9 protein-coding genes are annotated in these 8,493 nt (G+C 50.5%); 1 reads left to right on the top strand and 8 read right to left on the bottom strand.

Annotated features, from left to right (window positions below):
- Positions 1-45: 45 nt before the first annotated feature.
- The 8 genes from B2U90_RS01435 to B2U90_RS01400 form a co-directional block, all read right to left on the bottom strand.
- Positions 46-543, bottom strand: coding sequence for a M20/M25/M40 family metallo-hydrolase (locus B2U90_RS01435; protein ID WP_292016916.1), 498 nt, complete (start codon positions 541-543; stop codon positions 46-48).
- Positions 489-1,382: a M20/M25/M40 family metallo-hydrolase gene (locus B2U90_RS01430; RefSeq protein ID WP_292016915.1), complete on the bottom strand. Its 894-nt coding sequence runs from the start codon at positions 1,380-1,382 to the stop codon at positions 489-491. The genes B2U90_RS01435 and B2U90_RS01430 overlap by 55 nt, the downstream gene beginning before the upstream one ends.
- Before the next feature lie 118 nt (positions 1,383-1,500).
- Positions 1,501-2,250, bottom strand: a complete 750-nt coding sequence (locus B2U90_RS01425; protein WP_170086989.1) for an amino acid ABC transporter ATP-binding protein — start codon at positions 2,248-2,250, stop codon at positions 1,501-1,503.
- Between the two features lie 17 nt (positions 2,251-2,267).
- Positions 2,268-2,975: an amino acid ABC transporter permease gene (locus B2U90_RS01420; RefSeq protein ID WP_292016914.1), complete on the bottom strand. Its 708-nt coding sequence runs from the start codon at positions 2,973-2,975 to the stop codon at positions 2,268-2,270.
- 16 nt (positions 2,976-2,991) lie between these two features.
- Positions 2,992-3,786 carry an amino acid ABC transporter permease gene (locus B2U90_RS01415; RefSeq protein ID WP_234995414.1) on the bottom strand — a complete coding sequence of 265 codons (795 nt, stop codon included), beginning with the start codon at positions 3,784-3,786 and terminating at the stop codon, positions 2,992-2,994.
- A 19-nt stretch (positions 3,787-3,805) separates the two neighbouring features.
- A complete protein-coding gene (locus B2U90_RS01410) occupies positions 3,806-4,669 on the bottom strand; it encodes a transporter substrate-binding domain-containing protein (protein WP_059077036.1) in 864 nt (287 codons plus the stop codon).
- Between the two features lie 40 nt (positions 4,670-4,709).
- A complete protein-coding gene (locus B2U90_RS01405) occupies positions 4,710-5,708 on the bottom strand; it encodes a uroporphyrinogen decarboxylase family protein (protein ID WP_292016913.1) in 999 nt (332 codons plus the stop codon).
- A 422-nt stretch (positions 5,709-6,130) separates the two neighbouring features.
- Positions 6,131-6,901, bottom strand: a complete 771-nt coding sequence (locus B2U90_RS01400) for an SDR family NAD(P)-dependent oxidoreductase (protein WP_292016912.1) — start codon at positions 6,899-6,901, stop codon at positions 6,131-6,133.
- Positions 6,902-7,039: 138 nt separating this feature from the next.
- On the opposite strand from B2U90_RS01400, the gene B2U90_RS01395 reads away from it, so the two are divergent.
- On the top strand, positions 7,040-8,440 hold the full coding sequence (locus B2U90_RS01395) for an FAD-binding oxidoreductase (RefSeq protein WP_059077039.1): 1,401 nt from the start codon (positions 7,040-7,042) through the stop codon (positions 8,438-8,440).
- Positions 8,441-8,493: the final 53 nt, after the last annotated feature.

Raw genomic sequence — 8,493 nt, 5'->3', positions numbered from 1 at the left:
TGGAACAAAATACTCCATAAACCAGTTTTTTTTAGGCTTATTCTGTTATGCATTGTAATTTTCTAACAGCTTGCGGAAGAAGTTACGTGATCCCGGTAATGCGGCAGCGGGAATCCGTTCGTTGACACCGTGCATGGGCCCCCACGTATCGTCCTGTTCATAGCCACTGAAAAGGAAGATGTGTTTAGCAATGTCCTTATAATAGCGGGAGTCTGTCGCAAACAGCATCAGTTCCGGCATGACGATGACATCGTCGCCGTATACATCGTGGATAGTCTGTTCGACCAGACGGAATTCTTCACTGTCCGGTGTGTCTTCGTTGACCGGGTCGATGCCGGATACGCGGCGGACCTGGATGCCTCCGGTGAGGTACTGCTGGATATACGCCAGGATTTCATCCCCCGTTTCCCCGGGAAGTACGCGGGCACTGATGGTAGCGCTTACGTGTGCCGAGATGACGTTAGGCTGCTGGGCTCCCTGGGCCATGGTCACACATATCGTCGTATGGAGCAGCGCATCGAGGCGGGCATCCTGACGGGCCATTCACACACTTCATCCCAGTACCGGTCGGGGTCACTGAAAATCCGCTGTTTATCCCCCGTTTCCAGTTTAGCCATACCTTTCAGCTGACCCCGGGATAAATCCGTCAGTTTATACGGACGGGGATGATCTTCCAGTGCCACGATGCAGCGGGCCAGAGCTCCCATATCCGTATGCAGTCCCGGTACACTGGAATGGCCGCCTGTCCCGTCTTTATAGAGTTCGTAGACAATCTGCGACTTATCTCCCAGACCGACGTGGGCAATGCGGTGCCCCTTATCGTCGGTCGTCACACTGCCGCCTTCGTCAAAGAGAACGATCTGATGAACGCCCCGTGCCGCCAGTGCTTCCTTGAGAAGCCGTCCGCCGTCTTCCCCGCTGATGGTATAAATTTCTTCACTGTATCCCAGTGCAATGTAGAGGTCATAGGAAGGACGGAATCCATCGGAAAAGGCAGCTTCCACGGCTTCCATTTCTGCCAGGAAGAGGTGTTTGCAGTCTGTCGTACCCCGTCCCCAGATGATGCCATCTTCATAAGCGCCGGAAAAAGGTTCTTTCTTCCAGAGTTCCAGGGCTCCCGGTTCGACTACGTCCTGATGGGCGCTGAGTACGAGCGGCGTTTTTTCCGGATGGCCCGAATCATAATGAAACAGCAGGCCCGCCCGGCCAACCGGAATGACTTCAAACAGTTTATATATAACAGGATAGTAGGCTTCCAGCAGGGCATGAAGCTTGGTAAATTCCCGCCAGTCCACTTTATCCAAATCTTCATTAGAAATGGTCTGACAGGCAATAAAGTGCTGCAGATGATCTGTCAGTTTCTGTTCTTCTGTAAAAGCCATATTGCATTCCTCCTTTAGATACCATCATCATATACAGGTTTGTCTGTTGCGTCAATACACATAATGAAAAGAGGAACTATTTTCCGTACAAGTGCTGTCAGAAATAGCTCCTCTCTGATTATTCGTAAGTATGGCAGAGGACGCGGTGCAGGAACTTTTTAGTCCGTTCTTCTTTGGGATGCTCGAAAATATCTTCCGACGTCCCTTCTTCGACGATGACACCGCCATCCATAAAAATAACGTGGGTTGCCACATCGCGGGCAAATTTCATTTCATGGGTCACGACAATCATGGTCGTTCCGGCTTTTGCCAGGTCCCGCATGACTTTCAGTACTTCCCCGACCAGTTCCGGATCAAGGGCCGATGTCGGTTCATCAAACAGGATGACATCGGGCTTGACAGCCATGGCCCGGGCAATTCCTACGCGCTGCTGCTGGCCGCCGGAAAGCTGGGACGGATAATAGTCCATCCGTTCCGCCATGCCGACACGCTGCAACGCATCGCGGGCAATGGCTTCGGCATCGGCTTTTTTCATGCCCCTGCCCGTAGTCAGACCGAGAGTCACATTTTCAAGGACCGTCTTATTGGCAAAGAGGTTGTATCCCTGAAATACGAAAGCCGTCTTTTTCCGCACGGCCGTAATATCTTTTGTCGAAGGATGGCTGAGATCGATGTGCATACCGGCAAAATCCATTTCCCCGGCATCGGCCTTTTCCAGAAAATTCAGGCAGCGCAGGAATGTCGTCTTGCCCGACCCGCTGGGGCCCAGAATGACGACAACGTCGCCTTTTTCAATATCCATATGCACGTCTTTCAGTACTTCCAGATTGCCAAAGCTCTTGCGGACATGCTTAATTGACAATAACATGGGATAAATCTCCTTTCTTATGCACCGGCCCGGAAGGCACCTACATGCTGTTCTGCAAATTTATATGCCAGCTGGATGACCGTACATACGATGAGATATACAATAAACACATCCAGGTACGATTCGATATAGTTATAACCATAGGAAGCGGCAATTTTTCCGATAGCCAGGACATCTTTGACAGTCATAAGGAATGCCAGGGAAGTCCCTTTGATCAGATTGACCGTAATATTGCAGACCGCCGGCAGCGCTACGACCATAGCCTGGGGAATGATGACTTTGCAGTATGTCTGGAATTCCGAAAGGCCGATAGAAACGCCGGCTTCAAGCTGTCCCTTAGGGATACTCAGCAGAGCCGAGCGGAATACTTCTGCCAAAAGGGCGATGGTATTCAGGGAAAAGACGACAACCGCATACCAGAACGGGTCGACGCTGTCGAAGACATTGAAGTCTGCGCCCAATGCTTTGACAACGACGTTGAGAAAGCTTGGGAGCAGGCTATAAAGAAGAAGAATCTGCAGAATAATAGGCGTACCCCGGACAAAGGATATATAAGCCTGGGTAATGCCACTGCCGATGAGATTGCCTTTAATGCGGAGGACCGCCATATAAAACGCAATCGGTGCCGCGATGAGGAGACTCAGGGCTGTCAGTCCCAGTGTCGTGCCAATGCCCCCCCATACCTTATAAAAGGTTTCTATCATAAATGTATAATCCAGTTCCATATGGTTACTCCTTTTTCTAGCCCTGACGCTGAATGCGCCGCATCAGCGCCGGTACGCTTTTCCATACAGGCAGTATGCGTGCTTTTGCCTGTGCCGGATTCTTTGCCCGCAGGCTCTGCCCTTTGTCAAGATGTTCTTCCAACCGGAGGAATCCCTTGGCAATGCAGGTCGTCATAATCCAGTAGACAATCATGCAGGCCAGATAAATTTCCACACCATACGCCCCAAAGTTCTGGGCAATGATCAGATTTCCCTTGCCAATCATATCGATGAGGCCGATGGTGTAGGCCAGGGCCCCTTCTTTCAGCAAATTGATGACGGAATTGCCAAAGTTCGGCAGGGCTATGACTGTAGCCTGGGGCAGCATGACCTGGCGGAATGCCTGAAACGGGGTCAGGCCAATGCTGACTGCCGCTTCATACTGCCCTTTGGGGACAGCCTGATAGGCGGCCCGGAATACTTCAGAAATATAGGCGCCAAATAACAACGTAAAGGTGATGATGGCAAAGACGGCACGGTTTGTATCGTTGATATCATAATCGGTCATCGACTCCACCAGTTTCGGCAGACCGTAAAATACGATGAACAACAGGACAATGGAGGGCGTGCAGCGCATGATATAGATGTAACCGTTGGCAATCCAGCGCAGCACGCGGTGGTGACCCGTCCTGGCCCAGGCCAGTATCATCCCCAGCAGAGAGCCGAGGAGGATACTTGTGACGGCTACGAGCAAAGTCACGTCCAGATAGGACAGAAGGTCCGGTATGACCTGTACGATCATGGACGGATCAAATACTCTCGTACTATTCACAAAGCACTCCTCCTCTCACTTACTGTCCGATATACTGGGACAGGCTTTCACCAAAATATTTTTGTTCCAGTTCGGCAATTTTTCCTTCATCACGAAGTTCTTTGATAGCCTGATCGACTTCGTCTTTCAATTTCGTTTCTTTCTTATTGATCAGCGGATAAGTCGGGATGCCTTTGTAGCGGATATAGGTCAGCTGATCGTTGAACTGATGGTACGGAGCGTCGTCTTTGACGATATTGTTCTTGTAGCTCAGTTCAACTTCCAGATAGGCATCATAGCGGCCTTCCATGACCCAGCTGTAGGCATCGGCAATCTGGAATGCTTCCGACGATTTCAGGTCGATGGGCTTATCCGGATGTTCTTTATTGTATGTATCAATGACCATGTAGCGCGCATCCTGTGGGGCAATCGGCACGAGTTTGCCACTGTACTGGGCAAAGGAATCCATGTCTTTTACTTTATCGGCTTCATCTTTGCGGATGACCAGGCCTATGACGCTGGCACCGATGTAATTATCAGTAAAGAGATATTTCTTTTCCCGGGCTGCCGTTTTCCAGATGCCCTTGGTACCAATGGTGTATTTCCCCGATTCGACACCGATCAGAAGATCGTCGTCCGAGGTCGGCGTGAATTTCCATTCGTACTGCGGCAGTTTTTTGGCAACTTCTTTCATGACTGCTACTTCAAAGCCGTCGGCTTCTCCTTTGTCATTGACGAAATCATAAGGTACATAGTAATTCGTATACGCTACGTTGACGACTTTTTTCTTGCCGCCATCGCCGGCTGCGGCACTATCTTTCTTGCTGCATCCGGCAAGGCCGGCTGCGACGACACCAATCAAAGCGGCTGTGATGACAAATTTCCCTAATTTTTTTATATTCATGATATATTCCCCCTATATGCTTTACCCGTTATAATATCTATTATTTTGCAGCTTCCCGTACCCATTCAAAACGCTGCCAGTCCGTATCGCGCGGCACCGTGCAGTCTGCACCGAGGATGACGCCCTTCCGTCCGGCATGGTCCAGGATACGCTTCGTTTCAGCCTGTACTTCTTCTTTCGTACCATTGTACAGTACTTCCGTTTCCAGATTGCCAAATCCGCCGAGAGCAGCCCGGCCGCCAAAAATCTTCCGTCCTTCTTCCAGAGGCACGCCTTCGACGACAGCCGCCCAGTTAATGGTCTTCACATCGTAATCGGCATACCAGGTCAGGTCATTGCGGTGGCCGGACCAGCCGCAGATATGGAGGATGTTGTAATCGCTTGCACTGTTAGCCGCGGCGAGGATCTGTTTTTCACCCGGCGCCAGCACCTGATCGTAAACATCTTTCGTAATTCCCTCACCGAGCAGATTCTGGAGACTGAAGTAAATACCGGTCACGCCGCCTTCGATAATAATCCGGCGGGCCAGTTTTGCCAAATCTCCGGAAATGACATCGAGTCCCTGACGGACGGCGTCTGCATCTTCCTGTATAAGACGGCTCAGCCAGGCATCGCCCTGGGTAATATCGGGAAGCATGAATTTCACTGTCGTACCGGCGCAGAAGAGATTGTAAAACATGGCTACGTCATTACCGTATTTACTGGTCAGTCTCTTTGCATAGGCAATCTGCGTCGTAAACCACGGATCATCGTCAGCAAGGGGCTGGATCCGCTTGAAATCGGCCGCACTTTTCAGATTGAATGCCGTTCTATTTTCATAAGGAAAGAATCCATCGGTCATGATTTTTACAAAATCCGGCTTGGCCGTTTCGATGTATTTCGTCTGTCCCGCATAGAGCTGTTCGATCAATTCCGGATGCTGAAACGAATCGGAATGGATTTCATCTCCCAGAAAATGAAACCAGAATCCCACAGGAACACGGTCTACCGGCTTGTTATCCATAGCGGCTAATACTAATTCTTTTTTACTCTGTGTCATAGTCATATCCTCCTCTATTACTCCCATCACATTTCATGAATTTTTAAAATATGTTTTGAAACATTGGCGAAATATCCTCATTTTTCCCATTTAGAGACAAAAAAAACACCGTCCCCATGACAGAGACGGTGGTCCGTGGTTCCACTCTGCTTACAGCAAATGCTGTATCTCGGCACCCGTAACGTGGGAAATCCGTATGAGCCTACTCGATTCGGCTCATCCGCTCGCGGAGGCATTCCAGCGCATTTGGCTTCTGCAGGAACTCTCAGCCTGGATTCCTGCTCTCTGTCTGACCGCCTGCGTGTACTTGTTCCGGTCTTGGCGTTTCCAATGTTTACGAACATAGTACACTTTAAAACAGCACTTGTCAAGTGGACTTTTAAAAAATTAGAACATAATTCAATTTTATTTTTAGAATGTCATTATTCCCCATAGGAATACCCCGGATTCAGGGTCACACTACGGCCGCCGGAAATCTCAAGAGACGCTGCCGTCATATAGGAAGCCTGGGAGCTGGCCAGAAAGACAATAGGTCCGGCAATTTCTTCCGGTGAAGCGGCCCGGCGCAAGAGGCAGGTACGGCTCTGCTTTTCCAGATCAGCAGGGGCAATGGTCGCCCGGACCAGCGGCGTCAGCGTAAATCCCGGCAGTATGGATACGACACGGATGTGCTTTGACGCCACTTCCCCGGCAAAGGTATTGGTGAAGTTGACGACACCTGCTTTAAACGCTCCATAGAGCGTAGCCCGCCCGGATGTCGCACACCGCGCCGCCAGAGATGCCACATTGACAATGACCCCGCCCTGACGGGACAAATAGGGTACGGCTGCCTGGCTTCCCATGACGACGGATTTGAAATTTACAGCATAGGTCCGGTCAATTTCTTCTCCCGTATACCACGTCCCTTTCCTGGCAATGGTCGCGCCGACATTATTGACCCACACATCCATGCGGCCAAATGTATCAAAGACGCGGCGGGCAAAGTTATAGACATCGTCTTCCTTTGTCATATCACACGATACGCCAAAAGCCCGCGGCCCCAGTTCTGCCACGGCATGCGCCAATACGTTTTTTCTGCGTCCACATATAGCGGTATAGGCCCCTTCGGCAATAAAAGCTCTGGCAGCTGCAAATCCGATACCTTCACTCCCACCGGTAATAACGACAACTTTATCCTGCAATCCCATGTCCATATAAATCACTCCTTTTCAGTATAGTTTAGCAGACATAATTACACATTGCAAATAAGAATAGGAAATGACTCTTTCCAGCCTGCAGAAATGTGATAGAATATACGCATAATCAGATTACTTTATGACAGGAGGATCATTATGGAAACGTATCAGCCCATCACACCGGAAATCATTGAAAAACTCAAAGCCATTACCGGCCCTTCTTACGTAAAAACAGATAAAGACATACTGCTCCAGTACCAGACAGATTACGAAACGGACCCGCGCCGCTTCCATCTACCGGAAGCAGCCGTCATCCCGGCCAATGCCGAAGAAATTTCCCAGATTGTCAAACTGGCCAATGAATATCATTTTCCCATTACCGTCCGCAGTGGCGGCACAAGCCTGGCCGACGGTGCCATCCCTGTCTGCGGCGGCCTTGTCCTGTGCATGGAACGGCTCAACAAAATCATTGAACTCAATGAAGAAGGCATGTATATGACCGTCGAAGCCGGCGTGCGTACGGTAGATCTGCAGAAAGAAGCCAAAGCTCATGGCCTGCTCTACGCCGGAGACCCCTCCAGTGCAGAAAGCTGCATGATTGGCGCCAATCTGGCAACCAACGCCGGCGGCCTCAAAGCCGTCCGCTACGGCGTCACACGTCATCAGGTCTATTGTCTGGAAATGGTCACGCCGACCGGCGATATCGTCGAATGCGGCCGCATCCTGAAGAAATGCTCCACCGGCTACGACCTGGAACAGCTCATCATCGGCAGCGAAGGAACGCTGGGCATCATCACTAAAGTCACAGTCAAACTCATTCCCCTGCCGCCGTACCGGTTTGACGTCCTCGCCGTGTACACAGACCCGCGCAAAGCGCTGTACATGGTTCCCAAACTGCTTAAGGCCGGCATCGACCCGACCAGCGTGGAATACATGGATAACTCCTATGTCCGTGACACCGCCGATTATTGCCACTATTCGGATATGCCTCACTATGAAGACGGCATTTACGTCATCATCACCGTAGAAACGTTCCGTGAAGACGAACTGGACAGCAAGATGGAAAGTGTCTGCACCATCTGTGAAGAATCAGGCGCCGTCGATGTCCTCGAAGCGGATGAACGCATCTGGAATATGCGCCGCAATGTCCAGACATCGTGTGAAATGGTCAGCAAAGTCTTCCTCACCGATGACGTCGTCGTACCGGTCCACAAAATCGCTTCGACCATCGAAAAAATCATGGAAATCGGCGAAGATTACCCGTTCCAGGTCAAGATCAATGCCCACATCGGCGACGGCAACCTGCACATCGTCCTGTGCAAGATGGATATGAGCGACGAAGAATGGGAAACGAGCGTCGAAAAATTCCATCAGCAGGTATACGCCTATGCCTACAGCGTCGGTGGACGCCTGGCCGGTGAACACGGCATCGGAGCCAAGAAGCTCAAGTACATGGAAGAATTTACACCTAAAGGAGAACTGGCTATCATGAAAACCATCAAACGGGCCATGGATCCTAACAACATCCTCAATCCGGGAAAACTGATTGATGCATAAAAAAAGCGGCTGTCGTCCGAAGACAGCCGCTTTTTTGAGTTTGAAGTTGAAAG

Origin of the sequence: Megasphaera sp. UBA4233 (genome assembly GCF_002395615.1) — a bacterium.
Lineage (GTDB): Bacteria > Bacillota > Negativicutes > Veillonellales > Megasphaeraceae > Megasphaera > Megasphaera hexanoica.
Note: the sequence above shows the minus strand (reverse complement) of the source record. Positions and strands in the feature narration are given on the sequence as shown.

Coding starts and splice junctions, on each gene's coding strand:
- B2U90_RS01435 (WP_292016916.1), bottom strand. CDS start 543: ATGGCCCGTCAGGATGCCCGCCTCGATGCGCTGCTCCATACGACGATA.
- B2U90_RS01430 (WP_292016915.1), bottom strand. CDS start 1,382: ATGGCTTTTACAGAAGAACAGAAACTGACAGATCATCTGCAGCACTTT.
- B2U90_RS01425 (WP_170086989.1), bottom strand. CDS start 2,250: ATGTTATTGTCAATTAAGCATGTCCGCAAGAGCTTTGGCAATCTGGAA.
- B2U90_RS01420 (WP_292016914.1), bottom strand. CDS start 2,975: ATGGAACTGGATTATACATTTATGATAGAAACCTTTTATAAGGTATGG.
- B2U90_RS01410 (WP_059077036.1), bottom strand. CDS start 4,669: ATGAATATAAAAAAATTAGGGAAATTTGTCATCACAGCCGCTTTGATT.
- B2U90_RS01405 (WP_292016913.1), bottom strand. CDS start 5,708: ATGACACAGAGTAAAAAAGAATTAGTATTAGCCGCTATGGATAACAAG.
- B2U90_RS01400 (WP_292016912.1), bottom strand. CDS start 6,901: ATGGACATGGGATTGCAGGATAAAGTTGTCGTTATTACCGGTGGGAGT.
- B2U90_RS01395 (WP_059077039.1), top strand. CDS start 7,040: ATGGAAACGTATCAGCCCATCACACCGGAAATCATTGAAAAACTCAAA.